Source organism: Archangium minus, assembly GCF_044360475.1.
Taxonomy (GTDB): Bacteria; Myxococcota; Myxococcia; order Myxococcales; family Myxococcaceae; genus Archangium; species Archangium minus.
Window position 1 is genome coordinate 6710183 of sequence record NZ_CP043494.1, and the last position, 20683, is coordinate 6730865.

Below are 20683 nucleotides of genomic sequence, written 5' to 3' on the forward strand. Positions count from 1 at the left end.
CACGCGTCAAGTTCTATCGCACCGCCTGCCAGGAGACCTGGCCAGCTTCGACGGATTACTTTGGCCAGGAACAATTTCGGGTCATGCTGTATCGCGAGTGCGTTCTACATCCTGGATCATCCTGTGGCTGTGCGCCGGCTGCACCGCGCACGTTGTACCCACCGTCGCCCCGTCGAACGTGGCGGCTCCGTCCTTAGAGGCCTCGGCGTCTCCTGGCTCGGCCGCCGGCCAGCCTGACGCGGTGCCTTCGCAGGAGAACGGGGCGTCACAGCCTCCGAAGCTCCCGGAAGCCGTGACGCAGGTGGTCGAGCACAATGACGCGGCCCTCCAGGCCTCCGCCGACGACAGCGGCGAGGACGAGGGGGAAGAGGATGAGCCGGCGGACGCCTCGGATGCGGATGAGGGCGAGGCTCAGGAGGTCCAGGCAGCGACGGGCGAGGTTCCCACGGGGCCGCTGTACACCGCGGAGCTGTCGGACGAGCAGTTGACGGAGATGTGGAAGAAGGATCCTGCCTCCCTCGGCTCCATCTCCGTGGGGTTCGTCGAGAGCGGCCGGATGGTGAATGCCGAGCGCTTTCCCGCGGGGGATGATTGGATCGTGGTCTCGCCCGAGCTGGCGTGGGGCACCCGCGAGACGCTGGACTACATCGCCAAGGCCATCCGCGAGGTGCGAGCCGCGTATCCGAAGGCTCCCCCGCTCCGGGTGAACCAGCTCAGCTCCCGCGAGGGCGGCTACCTGCGGCCCCACAAGAGCCACCAGAACGGCCGGGACGTGGACCTGGGCTTCTACTACCCCACCGCCGAGCCCATCCGGGTGCGCGAGCGCGAGAAGCACATCGACCTCGAGCTGAACTGGGCCCTCATCAAGGCGCTCGCCGTGCACACCGACGTGCAGATGATCCTCGTGGACAAGCGCGTCCAGAAGGTCCTGTACGAGTACGCGCTGCGCAAGGGCGAGAACAAGGAGTGGGTGGACTCGCTCTTCCACGCCGGAGCGAAGTCCCTCATCAAGCACGCGCGCGGCCACCGCGACCACTTCCACGTGCGGTTCTACAACCCGCGCGCCCAGGAACTGGGACGGCGGATCGCCCCGCTGCTCGCGCTGCAGCCCGACAAGAACATCCAGATGCACCGGGTTCGCTCGGGTGACACGCTCGGCGCCATCGCGCTGCGCTACGGCTCCAGCGTGCAGAGCATCAAGAAGGCCAACCGGATGCGCAGCACCTTCCTGCGCCTCGGCCAGGTGCTCGCGGTGCCCCTGCGGGGCCCCTGCACCCGCTGCCCGGTGCCCCCTCCCCTCGTCGTTCCTCCTCGGCGGATGCCGCCCGAGGTCGTCGAGCAGGCGCCTGCCGTGGCCGCGAAGCCGGCTTCCGAGACCGCTCCGGCGCCGGCGTCGGTGGAGGTCACCCTGCAGGCTCCGGCCGCCGCGACGCCTCCTCCCGCCTCGGAGCAGCCCGCCATGGCCGCGCAGCCCGAGAACACGGGCGGCAGCGAGCCGGCGAGCGCCGACAACGCGCCCGAGACGAAGCCCGAGGCCCCCGAGCTGCCTCGGGAGGCGCCCGCGGGTGCGAGCCTGCCGGCGGTGACGCACACCTCGGCGTCGATCCTGCCGGTGATGCCGTTGCTGAAGCGGTAGAGGTGTGAGTGGGAGCGGAGCGGGAGCGCGGGGACACCGCGCTCCCCCGCTCCCGAGTGACGCGGATCAGGTTTGAGCCCGACGGCTCGCCTTCTTCTCGCGCTCGCCCAAGGCCGCCTGGAGGAACTTCCCCGCCAGCTTCCGGCCGATGAGCTCCTGGGCGACCATGCCCGCCTCAACCAGCTTGTCGAGGTTGATGCCCGTCTGCACGCCCATGCCGTGGAGCATGTAGACGATGTCCTCGGTGGCCAGGTTTCCGGCCGCGCCTGGGGCGTAGGGGCAACCGCCCAGCCCGCCGATGCTGGCGTCGAACGTCGTCACGCCCATCTGGAGGCCCACCAGCGCGTTCGCCAGCGCCGTGCCGCGCGTGTCGTGCAGGTGCAGCGCCAGCTTCTCCACCGGGATGTACTCGAGCAGCGCGGAGAGGATGGCGTCCGTCTGCCTCGGCGTCCCCACGCCAATCGTGTCACCCAGGCTGAGCTGGTAGATGCCGCCGTCCACCAGCGCGCGGCTGATCTCCACCACGCGCGACACAGGCACCTCGTTCTCGTAGGGGCAGCCCCACACCGTGGACAGGTAGCCGCGCACCCGCAGCCCCGCCTTCAGGGCCGCCTCGGTGGTCTGCCTGGCCTCGGCTACTGCCTCGGCGATGCTCTTGTTGATGTTCTTCTTCGAGTGGGCCTCGGACGCGGAGATGAAGACCGCCGCCTCCTCCAGGCCCGCCTCCTTGGCGCGCGACAGGCCCTTGAGGTTGGGCACCAGCGCCGAGAAGGTGACGCCCTCACGCCGTCCCACCAGACGCAGCAGCTCCTCCGCGTCCGCGAGCTGGGGAATCCACTTCGGGGACACGAAGGACGTGACCTCGATGCGCTTCTCCCCTGCGGCGATCAGCGCCTCGATGAGCCGCGCCTTGTCGCGCGTGGGCAACGTGCGCAGCTCGTTCTGCAGGCCGTCGCGAGGGCCGACCTCGTAGATGTCGACCCGCTCCGGCAGCCTGCCGAGCCCTGTCACGCGCGGGCCGCGATGTTGGTTCGTATCCACTGGACGATGTCCTGCGTCGAGCTACCGGGTGTGAAGATCTCCGTCACCCCCAGGGTCTTGAGCTTGGGGATGTCGTCGTCCGGGATGATGCCTCCGCCGAACACCGCGATGTCCATCGCGTTGCTCTTCTTCAGCAGATCGATCACCGCCGGGAAGAGCGTCATATGCGCTCCCGACATGATGGACATGCCGATCGCGTCGACGTCCTCCTGGATGGCGGCGTTGACGATCATCTCGGGCGTCTGGTGCAACCCCGTGTAGATGACCTCCATGCCCGCGTCGCGCAAGGCCCGAGCGATGATCTTCGCTCCGCGGTCGTGACCATCCAGGCCCGGCTTGGCCACCAGAATTCGTAGCTTCCTCTCAGCCATGTCGCAGCTCAGCTCCCACGATGAGATCGGTTGACGTGCCAGACGGCGGCTCCCCCTCCAGCCCGCCATGCACCCAGCACATCGAAAATCCCGTGAAGTCCAACAGTTGGATCAAATCCGCAAGGGGATAGTAACGGACGGCATATTGCCCTGAAAGGACGCGTCCGTCCGGGAATGTCAGTCGCCTGGAGGCCTCGTCTCGACCACGCGCCGCGTCGAAACGGCTCCGCTCTTCCAGCAGGCTCCCATCCGGTAATCGAGTGGAGAAGGAAGCCTCAGGTTGTGCCGCGAGCCGCTCGTACGGCACGGTGTGCAGCACCAGGCGCCCTCCAGGCCGCAAGCACCGCGCGATCTCGCGCAGCAGGGCCACGTGCTCCTCGTCCGAGAAGACGAACAGTGTCGAATACCAGGCGTACGCTCCCGCCAGCGAGCCCGTGCGGAATGGGAGAGAGCGGAGATCCGCTCGCACCGCCGGAAAGCCTGGGAGCCGCTCCTGGAGTGAAAGGGCATCCAGCTCCAGGCCGATAATGCGACCCGCTAGGGGACCCTCGGTGTTCAGGCGCGCGGCGTGCCGGCCGTGGCCGCAGCCCAGGTCCACCACGGGCCCGGGCACCTGGAGATCCTCGAAGCGCTTCGCGAGGTACGCCACCTCCTTCGCCGTCATCTCTTCCGAGATGAACGGCAGCGTGGAGCGCAGGTACAGCTCGCCGAAGAAGCTCATGGCGTTGGCCTCCAGGGCCAAAGGCCACGGGTTATCGACCCCGTGACCCGCTGACCCGGCACATACCCTCACCCCGACCCTCTCCCAGAGGGAGAGGGAGGTCAGAACGCCCCACCCTCGCGGTACGCGCCCCAGACCTTGCGGAACACGTCGCAGATCTCCCCCAGGGTGGCGTAGGCCTTCACGGCCTCGAGCACCGGCGGCATCAGGTTGTCCGTGCCCCGCGCCGCGGCCTCCACCTTCACCAGCGCCGCGTCCACCGCCGCCTGGTTGCGCTCGGCCTTCACCTGGCTGAGCCGGGCGATCTGCGCCTCGGCCACCTTCTCGTCGATGTGCAGCAGCTCGATGGGCGCGTCCTTGTCCGACTTGAACGCGTTCACGCCGACGATGAGTCGGTCACCCTGCTCCACCTCGCGCTGGAAGCGGTAGGCGCTCTCGCCGATCTCCTTCTGCGGGTACTGCTCCTCCACCGCCCGGATGATGCCGCCCATCTCGTCGATGCGGCGGATGTACTCGAGCGCCCGCTTCTCCATCTCGTCCGTGAGGTACTCGATGTAGTAGCTGCCGGCGAGCGGGTCCACCACGCGGTCCGCGCCGGACTCGTGGGCGATGAGCTGCTGGGTGCGCAGCGCGATCGTCACCGACTCCTCGGTGGGCAGCGCGTACGTCTCGTCCAGCGAGTTGGTGTGCAGCGACTGGGTGCCACCGAGCACCGCCGCGAAGGCCTGCAGCGCCGTGCGCACCACGTTGTTGTAGGGCTGCTGCGCGGTGAGCGACACGCCGGCCGTCTGCGCGTGCGTCTTGAGCTGCATGGAGCGCGGGTTCTTCGCGCCGAAGCGATCGCGCATCACGTGGGCCCAGATGCGGCGCGCGGCGCGGAACTTGGCGACCTCCTCGAAGAAGTCGTTGTGCACGTCCCAGAAGAAGGACAGCTGCGGCGCCACGTCGTCCACGTCCAGGCCGCGCTTCACGCACTCCTCGACGTAGCCGATGCCGTCGGCCAGCGTGAAGGCCAGCTCCTGCACCGCCGTCGCTCCGGCCTCGCGGATGTGGTAGCCGCTGACGGAGACCGGGTACCACTTGGGCATGTGCTTCGTGCAGAACTCGATCATGTCCGTCACGATCCGCACCGCGGGCCGTGGGCCGACGATCCACTCCTTCTGCGCGATGTACTCCTTGAGCATGTCGTTCTGGATGGTGCCCGCGAGCTTCGCCATCGGAACGCCCTGCTTCTCACCCACCGCGATGTACATGCAGAGCGCCACGATCGCGCTCGCGTTGATCGTCATCGAGGTGGTGACCTTGTCGAGCTGGATGCCGTCGAACAGGATCTCAAAGTCACGCAGCGAGGAGACGCTCACGCCCTCCTTGCCCACCTCGCCGCGGCTCATGGAGTGGTCGCAGTCGTAGCCCATGAGCGCGGGCATATCGAAGGCCGTGGACAGGCCCGTCATGCCGTGGCTGATGAGGTACTTGAAGCGCTTGTTGGTGTCCTCGGGCGTGCCGAAGCCGGCGAACTGGCGCATCGTCCAGAGGCGACCGCGGTACATGGTCGGCTGCGGACCGCGGGTGAACGGGAACTGGCCCGGCAGTCCGATGCGCTCCGGGGACTCCGTCTTGCGATCCGCCAGCGTCACCACGTCGGGGATGGGGATGCCCGAGTCGGTGACGAACGACTTGCGGCGCAGCGGCATCTTCTGCGTCACCGCGGCCAGGTCGCTCTTGGCCCACTTCTCGGTGCTCTTGCCCACCGCCTTCACCGCGGCCGAGTCATAGGAGCGCACCGCCACGTTCTTCTTGCGCGGAGCGGCCTTGGCGGCCTTCTGCGCGACTGCCTTCACGGCCTTCGTGGCGGCCTTCACGGCCTTCTTTGCCGCCTTGGCCGGCTTGCTGGCCTTCGACACCTTGGTGGAGGACCGGCCGGCCTTCTTGGCGGACTGGTTGGAACGAGGAGCGGAGAGCCTCTTGGACTCGGTCGGGGAACGAGAGGAGGGCATGGTTGCGCGGGGATGTAGCATCGGGGTGTAGGGGTCGCAAGCCGCCCGGCTCCCGATGTCCAGACGTCAGCGGCCCCGAGCAAGTCCCACCTTCAACCGGCGCACCGCTTCATCCAGCACTGCCTCCGTTTTGCAGAAGGCGAAGCGTGCCATCCCCTGCCCCAGGGACTTGTGCTCGGGACCATAGAAAACACTCGGAGGGATGGCTGCTACTCCCACCTCCGTCACCAGATGGCGGCAGAAGGCCACGTCATCCGCGAAGCCCCGCCCGGAGATGTCCGTGATGATGAAGTAGCTGCCCTCGGGCACGTACGCCTTCAGCCCCGCTTCGGCCAGGCCCGACAGCAGCCGCTCGCGCTTCGCCAGATAGGAGGCGGACAGCTCTTGGAAATACGCGTCCGGCATCCGCAGCGCCGCGGCCATGGCTGCTTGCAGAGGCGAGGCCGTGGCGAAGGTCACGAACTGGTGAGCCCGCTGCACCGCGTCACGCAAAGCCGGTGGCGCGATGATCCATCCAATCTTCCAACCGGTGAGGCTGAAGGACTTGCCGCCGCTGCTCACACTTACCGTCCGGTCGGTCAGTGAAGGCACCGTGGCGGGACGCACGTGCCGCGCGGGGCTGAAGACAATGTGCTCGTACACCTCGTCCGAGAGCACCCGCACATCGTGCTCGGCGCACAGCTCGCCGAGGAACTCGAGCTCCTCGCGGGTGAACACCTTGCCGGTGGGATTGTGAGGCGTGTTGAGGATGAGCAACCGCGTCCGGGGACCGAAGGCCGCGCGCACCTCGTCGCGGTCAAACCACCACGTGGTGTGCGAGGCATCCGGCGGACGCAGCGGCACGTAACGCGCCTTCGCCCCGATGAAGCCGATGTTGGCGTCGTACGAGTCGTAGAAGGGCTCGAAGGCCACCACTTCGTCACCTGGATCCACCAGGCCCAACATCACGCAGAGGATGGCCTCTGTGGCACCACTGGTGACAGTCACCATGGTGTCCGGATCAATGCCGGTGTGTCCGTGGAAGCGCGCACCGTGCTCGGCGATGGCCACGCGCAAGTCCCGCAGGCCCGTGCTGGGGGCGTACTGATTCACCCCGTCAGTGATGGCCTTGCGGGCGGCCTCCTTCACGGGCTCGGGCCCGTCGAAGTCTGGGAAGCCCTGCCCCAGGTTCATGGCCCCGTGCTTCAGGGCCAGCGCGCTGAACTCGGAGAAGACGGTGGTACCGAGGTGGGCCACGCGGCCCGCGAGAATTGGCCTGCTCATGCGTACGCTCCCTTGTTCAGGGGCGCACGATAGCGTTCATCCGTACCGGGCGCGCCACTGCATCGCGCCGCGCAGTCGCTCGGCTCCAGCCCAGAGCCAGACCCACCACCACCATCACCAGCGGCACCGCGCAGAGCAGGTCCGTTGCGTAGTGGAAGCGGCCCACCAGGGTGGCGAGGATGAGGCCGAGGCCTGGCACCACCATCACCCGGAAGAAGCGCGGGACGAAGCGGAAGGCGTACACGAACACCACCAGCGTGGTCCCGGTGTGGCCCGAGGGGAAGCAGTCCCGGGCAAACGGCGGCATGCGCATCACCGAGTCCAGGAAGGACGTCACCCACACGCCCTGGAGCGGCTGGGAGAACTCGCTGAAGAGGAAGTAGCGCGGGCCGATGGCCGGCACCAACGCGTAACAGACGTAGTTGAAGGCGAAGAAGAGACTGAGCGCCAGCAGGTACTCGTAGAAGGCGTCACGGCGCCCGGTGAAGTACATCACCAGGCCCAGCGCCAACGGCCAGACGAAGTGGCCGTAGTAGCAGATCATCAGGATGTCGGTGAGCCAGGGCGGCACCACGTGCCCGAGCAACACCGAGGCCTGGAAGCCGAACAGCCGCTGGTCCATGGTGGCGAGCTGGGCGTCGCGCAACCCCGGGGTGACGGCGGTCACCAGCGGATTGAGCAGCCCATGGCTGAGGCTCAACACAGGCAGCAGCCAGAAGGAGGCCACGAAGGCCAGCAGCCGGTGCCTGGGGAAATAGGACTCCAGCGTGCGCAGCACCAGGGGCCCGAGCGCAAAGATGGCGAAATGAACAGCGGACCTCGTGGAGCCAGGAGCCCACCGGGCGGGGCCCACGAGCGCCAGGGCGGCCAATGAGCAGGAGACGACAATGACGATGTCGACTCCGCGCAGGTGGACGCCCCGAGCCTTCGCTCGGGCTGGGTTGTACGAGGTCCATGGGTTCACGCCGACTTACGCTCCCCCGGTTCCGAAGCGGCCTCAGTGGCAACAGGCGCGCCGATCTCCAGGCTCCGAATCATGCCCCCCTCCTTCCTCCGCCCAGACCACCGCTCCATCAACGCGAGCATCGCCGGGAAGAAGACCGTGGTACCCAGGAAGGTGCACACCACTCCCAGAATTGCAATCTGACCGATTGAGCGCAGTCCGGCGTGATGTGAGATCAACAATGCGCCGTAGCCCGCTGCGTTGGACAGCGTGGCCACCACCGCCGCCAGGCCCGTGTGACGGACCACGTGACCCAGCGAGCCAGGGCCCTCCTCCTCATACCGGTGGTAGAGGTGCACCGAGTTGTCCACGGCGATGGCGAGCAGGTTGGGCAGCACCACGGCATTGATGAAGTTGAGCTGGACGTCGAAGAGGTACATGCCGCCAGCCAGGCACAGCATGCCCAGGAACAGTGGCCCGGCCACCAGGCAGGCACGCTTGAAGCTGCGCAGGCTGGCGAGGATGGTCAGGAAGACCACGGACGCCGCGGCCCAGAGGATGAACGGGCCATCCCCGCGCACCATGGAGAAGATGCGGGCGGCGATCCGGTTGCTGTCCAACACCGCGAGGTCCACACCCCGGGCCTTGGCTCCGTCAACCACCTCGTCAATCTGCGAGGCCCACGCCGACAGCTCCCGGGTGTCGTGATTGGACACCGAGGGGAACAGCAGCAGGAACAGGCCCTTGCCGTCGAGCGCCTCGAAGCGGCGCCGCACCTCTTCAGGCATCTGCTCCGGCCCGTACGGCTGGGCGTCGAGCATCTTCTTCACGGTCTCCACGCGCGGATCGTTGCGCGCGCTCTCGGGCAGCTTCTGCAGCGTCTCGCGCAGCGCGGCGATCTGCTCCTGATGCCCCGGCACGTCCTGCGGCAGCAGATCATTGAGCGACGCGTACTGCTTGAAGGTGGACGCCTCGCCGTGCTTCGCCTTCACGTCGGTGATGACCTGCTGGACCACCTGGGCCTGTTGCAGGTCCTCCACCAGGAGGATGGCGGGGTTGAGGGGCGTGCCGATCTGCTCGACGATGTGGTCATCGAGACTCACGGAGGCCGCATCGCCCTTGAGCTTGCGCATGTTCGTCTCGAAGCCCACGCGCGGCAGCACATAGAGCGAGTAGCCCGCGAAGCCGAGCACCGCCAACAGGAGGCCGGCGATGACCGGCGTGGGCCAGCGCTTGCCGGCTGGCTTGAAGACCTTCTCGGGGGCCTCGGGGGCATGGCTCTCAGCCGACTTGCGGCCCGGACGCAGACGCTCGGCGAGCACCAGCAGCGCGGGGCCCAGGCCGTACGCCATCAGCACGGCGAGGATGACGCCCACACCGGCCAGCAGCCCGAACTGCTTGAAGGCCTCGAACTGGGCGAACACGAGCACGAAGAAGGCCGCCGCGTTCGTCAGCGCCGAGGTGATGGCGCCAGCGAAGGTACCGCGCACGGCCTCGGCCAGCGCCTCGGCGGCCGGGTGCTCGCGCCGCTCCTCCCAGTAGCGCATGGCCAGGTGGATGCCATACTCCAGGCCCAGGCCGATGAGGATGGCCACGAGGAAGCCCGTGACGATGTTGAGGTGGCCAATGGCCAGCTCCGCGAAGGCGAACGTCAGCGACACGCCGAAGACGACGGGCACGCCCACCACGGCCAGCGCCCACAGCCGCCGCGTGGCCAGCAGGATGATGCCCACCGCCATCACCGCGGAGAGGAGGCCCGCGCGCGTCAGGTCGCGGCGCATCACCCCATCCTCCTCGAGCCGGGCCTGGAAGGCGCCTGCGTAGTCCAGCTTCACCCCGGGCCAGCCCTGGGCCACCTCGGCGGCCACGCGCTTCACGTCGTCCACGAGCTTCTGCGCGAACACGAGATCGCCCGCGGTGCCACCCGGCTTCACCATCAGGTACACCTCGGTGCCATCCGCGCTCCCGAGGTACTCGCGCATGGGCGCGTCCGGCGTGTACTTCTTAACGATGGCCTCGAAGTCCGGCGGCGCATCCTGCGCGTCGAGCAGGTCCACCGCGAGCGCCTGCTGCTTCTCGTAGCGCAGCCGTGAGTCCACATCCTGGCGCAGCTCGCGCAGCTTCTCCGTGGGCAGCAGCAGCAGGCCGCGCTCCTTGAAGAATTCCACGTTGAAGTGGTGCTCCACGTAGCGCACCTCGGGCAGCGCCTCGAGCTTGCCGGCGAGCGTGTCAGCGTAGGCGCGCAGCTGCTCGGGCCTGGCGCCCTGTGCGCGCACCACCAGGTAGCCGTCGCCTCCGGCTTTCTGGGCCACCCGGTTGAGGTCCTTCACCTCGCGTGCCTCACGGGGCAGCAGCTCCACGAAGGAGCCACGGAACTCCAGCCGCCCGGACAGCAACGCGCCACCGAGAGCCAGGACCGTGAATGCGAGGAGGACCCTCCAGGGACGTGCCAACGTTCCCCGGATAAAGGCCTCGGACCAACGACGACGAAGAGACTCAGCCAAGCTTGACCCCAGTCGAGTGGAGGCCCGCAGAAAGCAAACTTCCAGCCACCTGTCACGGCCTCAGCGAATCCCGGGACCAACACCTTTTAAGCAGGAAGCCATCCGCCCCCGGTCGTTTTCCAACCAGGGCAGGCAAGTCCCAAGTGTGCAACCGGTTGCGCACTCGCCTGCTCGGATGTGGGAATACCTGTACGTGTCAATCCCCCCTGAAGGGCCCCCTTGGCGGGTGCGCGGGCCTCCAGACAGTCGATGCCTTGACACTCGGAGGGTGACTCAATATTGACGGCCACGCCTAGCCCCCCGAGGAGGACGCGCGCTGCGGTGCCCCAGGTCGCAATGAACACCGCAGGAAAGCGCGCCCCGGATTCGCGGAGCCGGATCTCCCGCACAAGAGAAGACCGCCATGAGTGACGTGTTCGAGAAGTGCCGCAGTTGGAAGGACTACCGCATTGCCAAGGCGACGGGCCTCTACCCGTACTACCGGTCCATCGAGGAGTCCTTCGGTGCCACCGAGGTTCAGATCGAGGGCCGCCGCATCATCATGGTGGGCTCGAACAACTACCTCGGCCTGAGCGCGGACCCGCGGGTGAAGGAGGCGGCGATCAAGGCGGTGGAGCGTTTCGGCACCACGTGCTCCGGCTCGCGACTGCTCAACGGCACCCTGGCCCTGCACGAGGAGCTGGAGCAGCGCCTGGCGAAGTTCCTCAACCGTGAGGCCGCGGTGGTCATCTCCACCGGCTTCCAGACGAACCTGGCCCTGTCCTCCATCCTGGGCCGCCACGACATCGTCTTCGCGGACCGGCAGAACCACGCCTCGTTGGTGGACGGCATCCGCCTGTCCTTCGCCACCGAGCGCAAGTTCCGCCACAACGACCTGGACCACCTCGAGCAGCTGCTGCAGCAGGCGGCGGAGAAGGAGCCCAAGGCCGGGAAGATCATCATCACCGACGGCGTGTTCTCCATGGAGGGCGACCTCTGCAACCTGCCCCGCATCGTGGAGCTGGCCAAGAAGTACAACGCGCGGGTGATGACGGATGACGCCCACTCCATGGGCGTGCTGGGCGAGAAGGGCCGCGGCACCTCCGAGTACTTCGGGCTCGAGGCGGAGACGGACCTCGTCATGGGCACGTTCTCCAAGAGCTTCGCGTCGCTGGGCGGCGTGCTGGCCGGGCCGCAGGAAGTCATCAACTACATGCGGCACAAGTCGCGCTCGGTCATCTTCTCCGCGTCCATGACGCCGGCGTCGATCGCCGCGGCGACCAAGGCGCTGGAGATCATCGAGGCCGAGCCGCAGCGGCGCGCGCGCCTGCTGGACATCGCCGAGAAGATGCACAACGGCTTCCGCGCCATGGGTTTCGACACGGGCGTGTCGGTGACGCCGGTGGTGCCGGTGCACATCGGCGACCAGGTGAAGTGCTTCCGCTTCTGGAAGGCGCTGCACGAGGCGGGCGTGTTCGCCAACCCCGTGGTGCCGCCGGCGGTGGAGGCGGGCCACGCGCTCATCCGCACCAGCTACATGGCCACGCACACGGACGAGCAGCTGGACCGGGTGCTCGACATCTTCGAGCAGATTGGCAAGAAGCTGGACATCATCCCCCAGACGCGGCCGTCCTCGTACACCCCGGTGCAGATCGCTCGCCCGGGCACCTTCGTGCTCAGCAACAAGGCGTCGGAGAAGTGGGCCGCCGCCAGCGCGGGCCTCAACGGAGGCAACGGCTTCTCGCTGGATCAGCTCTCGCGCATGTCGTCGCGCGAGGTGGCCGGCAAGCTGTTCGACGCGGTGGAGTCGCTCACCTGGCGTGCCGCCAACCTCCAGCCCGAGGACCTCCGCAAGCTGGGCCAGATGCCGATGAAGCTCTGGGAGAAGCGCGCGAACCTTCCCGGTATGCTGCTGGAGAAGGGAGCCAACCTCCTCATCCGCAACGGGCACGAGGACAGGAGCTGAGACCATGGCCGTCGCCGCCGAGAAGCAGAACCCCGAGTCCAAGTTGCCACCCCTCCCCGCCGACGTGGAGGTGACTCCCGTCCGCACCTCGGCGGATCGCACGGCCTTCATCCGCTTCGTCTACTCCATCTACCAGGGCGACCCGAACTTCGTGCCGCACCTGGAGATGGAGCGCCGGGACTTCATGGACCCGCGCAAGCACCCCTTCTTCGAGTTCGGCGAGGTGGAGTTCTTCCTCGCCCGCCGGGGCAAGGAGGTGGTGGGGCGGATCGCAGCGGTGAACAACCCCCGCTACAACGAGTTCCATGGCAGCAACGTGGGCTTCTTCGGCCTCTTCGAGTGCGTGAATGACGCCGGCGTGGCCCGGGCGCTCTTCGAGGCCGCGGCCGCGTGGCTGCGTGCCAAGGGCTTCGTCTCCGTCATCGGCCCGATGAGCTACTCCACCAATGGCGAGGTGGGCATGCTCATCGACGGGTTCAACACCCCGCCGGCCATCATGACGACGTACAACCCCACCTGGTACCCGGCGCTCGTCGAGGCCAATGGCTTCACCAAGGCGAAGGATCTGTACGCGTGGGAGCTGTCCGCCTCCACCCCACCTCCTGAGAAGGTGGCGCGCATCGCGGAGAAGATCCGCCAGCGCGAGGGCGTCACCGTGCGCCCGGTGAACATGAAGGACTTCGACGCCGAGGTGGCCCGGGTGAAGGCCATGTACAACATGGCCTGGGATAAGAACTGGGGCTTCGTCCCGATGACGGAGCGCGAGTTCGACCATCTGGCGCGCGATCTGAAGCAAATGGTGCGGCCGGAGCTCGCGCTGATCGCCGAGGTGAAGGGCGAGCCAGTGGGCTTCGGGCTCACCATCCCGGACGCCAACGAGGCCATCAAGGCCGCCAATGGCCGGCTCACCACGTTCGGCCTGCCCATCGGCCTGGCGAAGCTGCTGCTGGCCTCGCGCCGCATCCGCCGGCTGCGCCTCGTCCTGCTCGGCACCGTCGAGGGATACCGGCGCCGCGGCCTGGACGCCATCCTCTACCTGGACACCCTGAACAAGGCGCGCGAGCTGGGCTACGAGGGCGGGGAGATCTCCTGGACGCTCGAGGACAACCACCTCGTCAACCGCGCTATCGAGTCCATGGGCGGCAAGCGCTCCAAGCAGTACCGCGTCTACGAGAAGCCGCTGTAGGCGTCCCGAGTCCCCGTCGGCTCTAACGCGAAGACCCCACCCCGCCCCTCTTTCAGGAGAGGGTCGGACGTGGGGTCTTCGCGTTTCGTCACTTGCAATTGCGTCACTGCACCGACTTCTCGAGCTGCGCCCGCTTGGCCTTCAGGGTGGCCAGCAGACCGTCGAAGCCCTTATCGGCCAGGAGCTTGCGGAACTGGCCCTGGTACGTCTCCAGGAGCGACACCTCATCAGTGACGATGTCGTAGATGCGCCACTCGCCCTTCTCGTTGGGGCGGTAGAGCTTGTACTCCACGGGGAACTTGTCCCGGTTCACGTTCATCGTGGTGTCCACGGAGGCCTCGTTGCCCTCGACGGCCTCCTTGCCGTACTGCACCTGCGCCTTGGCCTGGCCGAGCGCCTTCTGGGCGTAGGAGGCGCGCAGCAGACCCTCCATCGTGCTGGAGAACTCCTTGCGCTGCGCGGCCGTCAGCTTGTTCCACGTATCGCCGAGCGCGCGCTTGGACAGCTCACCAAAATCCACGAACTTCTCTACCACCTTGGAGAGCTGATCCGCCGTGGCGCCCTTCGTGGAGGCGACCTTCTGGACGTCGGTGTTGCCGGACTTCACGACCTCGAGAGGACCAGGCGCGGCGGTGAGCAGCACGGCGGCGAGCAGGGAAGCGAACATATCTGTGTGACTCCAAAGTGCTGAAAGTGAAGACGGGTGGGAAGACAGCCCGCAGCGCGGACTTATTCACGGCTCCCTGGGCGCGGTGCCGGTGACCCGGGTCAACTCTGCCTGGGCAACCTGGAAGTCGTGCCAGCTCTGCGCCCGGTCGGCTGACGACTGGGCATAGGCCGTGAAGGCCTCGATCAGATCGCGCGTACCGGTGGTGCCCAGATCGAACGCCGTCATGGCCGCCGTGGCCCAGCGCCGCGCGTCCCGCTCCGCATCACCGAGCGCCTGGGCCCGCTCCCATGCAGTCACCAGCGTCCCATGCACCTTCGTCACCTCCAGGCGGATGGCCGCCTGGAGCAGCCGTTGCTGCGCCCTCAGCTTGTCGAGCTCCGCGCGCGATTGATCCAACAGCGCCTGCTTCGTCGGGAAGTCGAAGGTGTACCGGGCCACCAGCCCCACGCCCACCTCGCGCTCATTGTAGGGATCGTAGGCGAAGGGATCCCGCTGCGGCGTGGCGCTCGAGGTGTAGCGGAGCGTCAGGAAGCCCGCGAGCCCGAAGTCCGGGTAGAAGCTGCGCTCGCGGATGAAGACCTCCCTCTCGCGCGCGACGATGCCCGCGGCGATGCCGGCAAGCTCCGGCCGCTTCTGCTCGGCCGTCGCCAGGACCTCCTCCAGCGTCGGGGGCTTCACCTCCCCTTCCGGCTCCAGCTCCGCCTCGGCCACCTCCACCGGCTCTCCGGGAGGAATGCCCGCCAGCAGACGGATGGCGGCCAGCGCGAGCTGACGGCCCTGCTCGGCCTGGATCCGGCGCGCCTCGAGTTGCTTGCGGAAGAAGCCGAGCTTGTACAGGTCCATCTTCGAGACCTGCTCGGACTTCTCCTTCAGCATCTCCTGCAGCCGCTGCGCCGCGTCCTCCAGCCGCTTCGACGTCTCGTCGAGCTGCGTCAGCCCGGAGCGCGCCAGCTGGTAGCCGAAGAAGGCCTGTGCGGCCTGGAATCCCGCCTCGTCCTCCGCGCGCGCCTTCAGCGCCTTGCCGATGACGGGCCCCTGCTCCGCCGCCTTCTCCAGCGCCTGGAGCTTCCCGAAGGTGTAGACCGGCAGCACCGCATTCGACTGGAGGAAGGCCGTCACCCCCATCCGGCCGAACCTCAAATCCCCTTCCAGCGAGGCCTCTGTCGTCGGGGGACCGCCCAGACCGTCGTTGCGCGCCTCGGGGATGGGGCCCCCCGCGCCTATCGTTGTCTCGAACTTTGGGAACCAGGCCCACCGCGCCTGACGCAGGAGCGCCTCCAGCCGACGCAGCTCCGCTCGCGCCTCCTCCACCCGCGCGTCCTGCTTGCGCGCGCGTTGGACGAGCTGCTCCAGTGTGAGCGGCGCGCGCTTCACCTCCTCGGACGCCGGAGGCGGCTCCTGAGCCGGGGGCTCCTGCGCTCCCGCCAGCGCCGCGGCGAGCACCAACCCCACTCCCAGGACACGTCGCGAATCTCTACGGTTCACCACTCGCCTCTCCCAGAGCCCCTCTGCCTCCCGGGGCGATCGCAGCGGTGCAGCATCCACATTCGTAACCCATCCGTCATCGGGATCGTGCATCCCGAGCGTTCGCGCCGTGACGAAGAGTCGAATGATCTGCTTGGTACAAGGCCTCTGGGTAGGCAGAATCCGCGCCCGTCAAGCAGAGGGGCCTTCCGCCCCGAACTTCGAGGAGCCACATGGCGTATACCGACCGCGTCAAGCAGATCCTCTCGTGGTACCCGTCTGACAACCCCGGCACGCTGACCAACCTGGCCCGCCTGCTCAACACCGGCACGCTCGCCGGCACCGGCAAGCTGGTCATCCTCCCGGTGGACCAGGGCTTCGAGCACGGTCCGGCGCGTTCCTTCGCTCCCAACCCGGCCGGCTATGATCCCGAGTACCACATCCAGCTCGCCATCGAGTCGGGCTGCAACGCCTACGCCGCGCCCCTGGGCTTCCTGGAGGCGGTGGCCGGCAAGTACGCCGGTGAGATCCCGCTGATCCTCAAGCTCAACAACTCGGACACGCTGGGCAAGCCCGAGCACCCCATGTCCGCCGTCACCGGCTCGGTGAAGGACGCGGTGCGTCTGGGCTGCGTGGCCATCGGCTACACCATCTACCCGGGCTCCGGTTACCGCAACGAGCAGTACGAGGCCCTGCGCGATCTGATCCGCGAGGCCAAGGACTACGGCATGCCCACGGTGCTGTGGGCCTACCCGCGCGGCAGCATCTCCAAGGAGGGAGAGCAGGCCATCGACGTGATCTCCTACGCCGCGCAGATCAGCGCCCAGCTCGGCGCCCACATCATCAAGGTCAAGCCGCCCAAGGACTTCCTGGAGCAGGCCGAGGCCAAGAAGGTCTACGAAAAGTACAGCATCCCTACAAAGACCATGGAGGAGCGGATTCGCGACGTGGTGAAATCCGCCTTCAACGGAAAGCGCATCGTCATCTTCTCCGGTGGAGAGAACAAGGACACCCCGGCGCTGCTTGAGGAGATCCGTCAGATCGCCGCGGGTGGTGGCTTCGGCTCCATCATGGGTCGCAACGCCTTCCAGCGTCCGCACGACGAGTCCGTGAAGCTGCTGAAGGATGTGATGAACATCTTCAAGAACGCTAAGTAGGCGTTACCACAAGCGTTTTTCCGCGGCCGGCATCCTTCGGGACCGGCCGCTTCTTCATTGCAGTCTCAATGTATTGAACACGGGTGGGTCAGCAAAGACACACGAGTAAATAATGACCCGTTACCGGTTTTTCCCTCTGAAGGCCTTCCGTTCTCACTCGATGAGCAATATTTCTCCTCTCAAAACGGATTTGCCTGTATAAAAATTTTCTGCTATTAAAACCGGAAAGAATGTCCATGGGGCTTGCCCGACCCCCCAAGCCGCCCAGCCCCGGAGGTTCGCTATGCTGACGTTGGTTGCCGCAGTGCAGGATACGATGCCGACGCGCGGAACCTCGGGTGCTGCCAACAACCCCGTCATGAAAGAGCGGAAGTCTCCACAGGCGGCCGGCACTCCGGCGGCAGAGCAACAGCAGTCGGCGTCTCCCGTGGACTTCGTCTCTTGGGCGAAGACCGTGCAGTACCAGACGCAGGTCGTGCTGCATCAGATCCTCGAGCTCGAAGACGAGCGTCACCTGGATCCGGCGTGGAACAAGGTGCTCGAGCAGGTGCGCAGCTACAGCCTGCGGCCCTCCAAGCGCATCCGTCCGGGCCTGGTGCTCGTGGGCTACGCGCTCGGCCGGGGTGATACGCGGGCGCCGTCAGGTCTGTGGCGGTTCGCGGCGGCCACGGAGCTGCTGCACACCTTCATGCTGATCCACGACGACGTGGCGGATCAGGCGGACACGCGGCGTGGGGGCGCCGCGCTCCACAAGATGCTCGGCGAGGGGCGGCTCGGAGAGAACCTCGCGATCGTGATCGGCGATCACCTCTACGGGCGCTCGCTCGAGGTGATGCTGGGCTGCAACCTGCCGGAAGCGGACGTGGCCACGCGCTACTTCCTCAAGGTGTGCCGCTACACCGCAGCCGGGCAGTACATGGACATCCGGCTGCCGCACCAGCCGCTCTCCGAGCTGTCCATCTACCACGCGCTGCGCGTGGCCTACCTGAAGACGGCGCTGTACGGCTTCACCGCGCCGCTCGTGTGCGGGGCGATGCTGTCCGGTGGTGATCCGGAGCTGATCAACAAGCTGGAGCGCTTCGGCCGCTACGTGGGCACCGCCTACCAGCTGCGCGACGATCTGCTCGGCCTGTACGGACAGTCCTCCGTGGTCGGCAAGCCGACGGACTCGGACCTGGCGCAGGGCAAGCGCACCTTCCCCCTGCTGGCTTCCTACCTCCGCGCGACGCCCGAGGCCCGCCAGGAGCTCGAGACGCTCTGCATCCCCGGCCCCAAGGACGAGACGATGCTGCAGCGTGCGCGCGAACTGGTGGAGCTCCACGAGGGCCGCGCCGCCACCGAGCGCATCATCGAGCGCTCCACCAACGCCGCCTCGCGCATCCTCGCGACCCTGCCGGAAGCCGGCGGTCTCAAGCAGATGCTGCGCGACCTGCTGCAGATGCTGATGATCCGCGAGGCCTGAGCCTCGACGACATCCGGGCCTCAGGCCCGGAAGCTACCTCTCAGACGCTGGCCCCTCCCCTTGCGCTCCACTCGACGAACGCAGGCTCGAGGTGCGCGCGCCCGTCCCGCGGGAGCGGCCTCCAGTCGGAGCATCGGAACGAGCAAATAAAAAAGCCCGTCAGGCACTGGACCTGACGGGCTTTTTCATTGTGGAGCTAACCGGGATCGAACCGGTGACCTCTTGAATGCCATTCAAGCGCTCTCCCAGCTGAGCTATAGCCCCATATTCACTTGTACCCTCGGAGGGGAAAGACGAGGCCCGTCAGATTTCCTGACGGGCCTTTTCTACTGTGGAGCTAACCGGGATCGAACCGGTGACCTCTTGAATGCCATTCAAGCGCTCTCCCAGCTGAGCTATAGCCCCAAAACCTCGGAACCACCTGGGAAGTGGTTGCCGTCCGTCGAAAGCGGCGCCCTTTTATAACTTCTTCGTGCGGGGCGCTACTCCCGAATTCGCCCCGCCTGCGTTTTTTTGCTTCAAACGCTGGGCTGCCTCCTCCCCTTCCTGGAGCAGATCGCCGATCTCCCGCGCCTGGGCCTCGGCCTTCTGCTGCACCTGCTCGAGCGCCTTGAGCAGCGGAGCGAACGTGGAGGGGAGCTCCAGCCGGCCCTTCTGCACCTGCTTGAACACCGCCTCGCCCAGCTCGCGCAGGGCGCGATCCTTCTCCGACTGGATGAAGTCGCGCTGCGTCTTCACCCGAGCCAGCTCGGCGTGCTTTTCCACCTGCTGGCGGAGCTGGGCCATCTGCGTCTGGGCGGTTTGGAAAGCCTCCTGGAGCTGACGGAGGGTCTCGGACTGCTTGGGGTCGGCTGCCACCGGGCGCAACCTCTCGGAAATAGAGCCTGAAGCCTGCGTAGCGTGCGCCCGCCGGGACTGTCAACCCCGCGGGCCTACCCCTTGCGGAGCCGGGCAGCGAAGAAGCCCCCGCCTGGCACCCGAGGAGGCAGCGCCCTGAGGAAGGGTCCATCGCACAGCACCGCGGCTCGCTCGGGACCGAAGAGGGGCGCCAGGGGCTCCACCGTGAAGCCCGGCACTCGGGCGAGGAAGTCTCGCACCACCGCGTCGTTCTCCTCGGGCAGCAGCGAACACGTCGCGTACACCACCAGCGCGCCGGGCTTCACCTGGCCCGCGAGCTCCTCCAGCAGGGCCAACTGCGTGTCGTGGAACTCCTCCACCGACTTCGCGGTGAGCTTCCACTTCTGATCCGGCTCCCTCGCCAGCGAGCCCGTCCCACTGCACGGCGCGTCCACCAACACCACGTCCGCCTGAGCCATGGGCAGCGGATGGGGGAAGGACACGTGGCGCAGGGACAACTCCCTCGCGCGCTCGCGCGCCTGGGCCAGCCTGCGGCGAGAGCGATCTCCCGCCAGCACCCGACCGGACTTCCCCACCTCGTCCGCCAGCGCGAGCGTCTTGCCTCCCGCCCCCGCGCACACGTCCGCCACCGTCTGCCCCGACAGCGAGCCCTCCAGCGGACGGCAGGCCTCGACAATGAGCTGACTGCCCACGTCCTGCACCTGCAGCCGGCCTTCCTTCATCACCCGCGTCTCGAAGACGCGATGGCTCGCCTCGGCGATGCGCACCGCGTCCGGGGCCACCTCCACCGGCTCCGCGACCACGCCCTCTTCAGCCAGTCGCGCCAGCACCTCGGCCCGCGTGCCCGAGGGACGCGCCCGGAAGTGCAGCGTGGGATCCTCGTCCAGCGCCGCCAGCATCGCCTCCAGCACCGGCTCCGGGTGGAGCTCCGCCAGCCGCTGCACCAGCCAGTTGGGGAAGGAGTAGCGTGTCGCCAGCCGCTCCGGTCCAGACTCCGGCATCGCCGGCTCCGGCAGCGGTGACTCCACCACCCGCGCCAGGAGATCGTCCTTGATGGTGCGCGGACGCACAGGGCCGGGCAGCTTCACCTCAGGGCCGATGCGCGCCCAGCTCGCGCCACAGAAGAGCCTGCGCCACAGGACGTAGCGCACCAGCGCCTGATCCTCGAGCAGACCGATCTTGCTGGGAGGATGTCCCAACGTGCGCGAGGCCAGGTCCAACAGCCGCTGGTGCCGCGACATCTCCCGTACCGCCAGGGCCGTGAAGCGCCGCTCTTGTCCGCCCAGGCTCTCCGCGTCTCGCAGGGCATTGGCCAGCGCGGCCTTCAGCGGCTCGCCCTTCAGGATCGCCAGGTGCGCCTCGAGAGCCGCCGTCGCCGCGCGCCGCGAGGGACGCCCCAGGCGCTCCTCGTCCAGGAATGTGTCAGGCCAGAGGGTTTTCACGCTTGAACGTTCTGCCGCGCCCG

The 20683-nt window shown here is 67.3% G+C and carries 16 protein-coding genes and 2 tRNA genes; 5 read left to right on the plus strand and 13 right to left on the minus strand.

Annotated elements, in window-relative coordinates; genetic code table 11:
- The first annotated feature begins 97 nt into the window (after positions 1–97).
- Positions 98–1636, plus strand: a complete 1539-nt coding sequence (locus F0U60_RS27230; RefSeq protein ID WP_395803725.1) for a penicillin-insensitive murein endopeptidase — start codon at positions 98–100, stop codon at positions 1634–1636.
- A gap of 66 nt (positions 1637–1702) precedes the next feature.
- Here the strand turns inward: F0U60_RS27230 and F0U60_RS27235 are convergent, their stop codons facing one another.
- The 7 genes from F0U60_RS27235 to F0U60_RS27265 all read right to left on the minus strand — a co-directional run bounded on the left by F0U60_RS27235 (position 1703) and on the right by F0U60_RS27265 (position 10476).
- The gene (locus tag F0U60_RS27235) at positions 1703–2677 is read right to left on the minus strand and encodes a hydroxymethylglutaryl-CoA lyase (protein ID WP_395803727.1); all 975 of its coding nucleotides are present in this window, start codon (positions 2675–2677) and stop codon (positions 1703–1705) included.
- Positions 2644–3048, minus strand: coding sequence for a cobalamin B12-binding domain-containing protein (locus F0U60_RS27240; RefSeq protein ID WP_324956501.1), 405 nt, complete (start codon positions 3046–3048; stop codon positions 2644–2646). Before F0U60_RS27240 ends, F0U60_RS27235 begins: the two co-directional genes overlap by 34 nt.
- A complete protein-coding gene (locus F0U60_RS27245) occupies positions 3041–3769 on the minus strand; it encodes a class I SAM-dependent methyltransferase (RefSeq protein ID WP_395803729.1) in 729 nt (242 codons plus the stop codon). Before F0U60_RS27245 ends, F0U60_RS27240 begins: the two co-directional genes overlap by 8 nt.
- A gap of 101 nt (positions 3770–3870) precedes the next feature.
- Positions 3871–5766 (minus strand): methylmalonyl-CoA mutase, encoded by a 1896-nt coding sequence (locus F0U60_RS27250; protein ID WP_395803731.1) that lies wholly within the window; start codon positions 5764–5766, stop codon positions 3871–3873.
- 66 nt (positions 5767–5832) lie between these two features.
- A complete protein-coding gene (locus F0U60_RS27255) occupies positions 5833–7029 on the minus strand; it encodes an aminotransferase class I/II-fold pyridoxal phosphate-dependent enzyme (RefSeq protein WP_395803733.1) in 1197 nt (398 codons plus the stop codon).
- A gap of 16 nt (positions 7030–7045) precedes the next feature.
- Complete coding sequence (locus tag F0U60_RS27260) at positions 7046–7993, minus strand: phosphatase PAP2 family protein (protein WP_395803735.1); 948 nt, start codon at positions 7991–7993, stop codon at positions 7046–7048.
- Entirely contained in the window at positions 7990–10476 is a 2487-nt protein-coding gene (locus F0U60_RS27265; RefSeq protein WP_395803737.1) for an RND family transporter, read from the minus strand. The genes F0U60_RS27260 and F0U60_RS27265 overlap by 4 nt, the downstream gene beginning before the upstream one ends.
- Before the next feature lie 403 nt (positions 10477–10879).
- On the opposite strand from F0U60_RS27265, the gene F0U60_RS27270 reads away from it, so the two are divergent.
- Entirely contained in the window at positions 10880–12421 is a 1542-nt protein-coding gene (locus F0U60_RS27270) for an aminotransferase class I/II-fold pyridoxal phosphate-dependent enzyme (protein ID WP_395803739.1), read from the plus strand.
- A gap of 4 nt (positions 12422–12425) precedes the next feature.
- Complete coding sequence (locus F0U60_RS27275; protein ID WP_395803741.1) at positions 12426–13607, plus strand: N-acetyltransferase; 1182 nt, start codon at positions 12426–12428, stop codon at positions 13605–13607.
- Between the two features lie 103 nt (positions 13608–13710).
- On the opposite strand, the gene F0U60_RS27280 is transcribed toward F0U60_RS27275, so the two are convergent.
- Positions 13711–14274, minus strand: a complete 564-nt coding sequence (locus tag F0U60_RS27280; RefSeq protein ID WP_395803743.1) for a phospholipid-binding protein MlaC — start codon at positions 14272–14274, stop codon at positions 13711–13713.
- A gap of 66 nt (positions 14275–14340) precedes the next feature.
- A complete protein-coding gene (locus F0U60_RS27285) occupies positions 14341–15720 on the minus strand; it encodes a TolC family protein (protein ID WP_395825462.1) in 1380 nt (459 codons plus the stop codon).
- Positions 15721–15974: 254 nt separating this feature from the next.
- Between F0U60_RS27285 and F0U60_RS27290 the strand changes: the two genes are divergently transcribed.
- Both F0U60_RS27290 and F0U60_RS27295 read left to right on the plus strand, forming a co-directional pair.
- The gene (locus F0U60_RS27290) at positions 15975–16898 is read left to right on the plus strand and encodes a class I fructose-bisphosphate aldolase (protein ID WP_395803745.1); all 924 of its coding nucleotides are present in this window, start codon (positions 15975–15977) and stop codon (positions 16896–16898) included.
- 283 nt (positions 16899–17181) lie between these two features.
- Positions 17182–18360 carry a polyprenyl synthetase family protein gene (locus tag F0U60_RS27295; protein ID WP_395803747.1) on the plus strand — a complete coding sequence of 393 codons (1179 nt, stop codon included), beginning with the start codon at positions 17182–17184 and terminating at the stop codon, positions 18358–18360.
- 191 nt (positions 18361–18551) lie between these two features.
- Here F0U60_RS27295 and F0U60_RS27300 read toward each other — a convergent pair.
- From F0U60_RS27300 to F0U60_RS27315, 4 genes are all read right to left on the minus strand, one after another.
- Positions 18552–18624, minus strand: a tRNA-Ala gene (locus F0U60_RS27300).
- Positions 18625–18692: 68 nt separating this feature from the next.
- Positions 18693–18765: transfer RNA gene (locus F0U60_RS27305), tRNA-Ala, on the minus strand.
- A 54-nt stretch (positions 18766–18819) separates the two neighbouring features.
- On the minus strand, positions 18820–19218 hold the full coding sequence (locus F0U60_RS27310; RefSeq protein ID WP_395803749.1) for a hypothetical protein: 399 nt from the start codon (positions 19216–19218) through the stop codon (positions 18820–18822).
- 74 nt (positions 19219–19292) lie between these two features.
- Positions 19293–20660, minus strand: a complete 1368-nt coding sequence (locus F0U60_RS27315; protein ID WP_395803751.1) for an RsmB/NOP family class I SAM-dependent RNA methyltransferase — start codon at positions 20658–20660, stop codon at positions 19293–19295.
- Positions 20661–20683 lie beyond the last annotated feature (23 nt).

Excerpts from the sequence above, each read along its gene's own strand:
- F0U60_RS27255 (WP_395803733.1), bottom strand. The coding sequence starts at position 7,029 with ATGAGCAGGCCAATTCTCGCGGGCCGCGTGGCCCACCTCGGTACCACC.
- F0U60_RS27245 (WP_395803729.1), bottom strand. The coding sequence starts at position 3,769 with ATGAGCTTCTTCGGCGAGCTGTACCTGCGCTCCACGCTGCCGTTCATC.
- F0U60_RS27270 (WP_395803739.1), top strand. The coding sequence starts at position 10,880 with ATGAGTGACGTGTTCGAGAAGTGCCGCAGTTGGAAGGACTACCGCATT.
- F0U60_RS27295 (WP_395803747.1), top strand. The coding sequence starts at position 17,182 with ATGCTGACGTTGGTTGCCGCAGTGCAGGATACGATGCCGACGCGCGGA.
- F0U60_RS27290 (WP_395803745.1), top strand. The coding sequence starts at position 15,975 with ATGGCGTATACCGACCGCGTCAAGCAGATCCTCTCGTGGTACCCGTCT.
- F0U60_RS27240 (WP_324956501.1), bottom strand. The coding sequence starts at position 3,048 with ATGGCTGAGAGGAAGCTACGAATTCTGGTGGCCAAGCCGGGCCTGGAT.
- F0U60_RS27250 (WP_395803731.1), bottom strand. The coding sequence starts at position 5,766 with ATGCCCTCCTCTCGTTCCCCGACCGAGTCCAAGAGGCTCTCCGCTCCT.
- F0U60_RS27280 (WP_395803743.1), bottom strand. The coding sequence starts at position 14,274 with ATGTTCGCTTCCCTGCTCGCCGCCGTGCTGCTCACCGCCGCGCCTGGT.
- F0U60_RS27275 (WP_395803741.1), top strand. The coding sequence starts at position 12,426 with ATGGCCGTCGCCGCCGAGAAGCAGAACCCCGAGTCCAAGTTGCCACCC.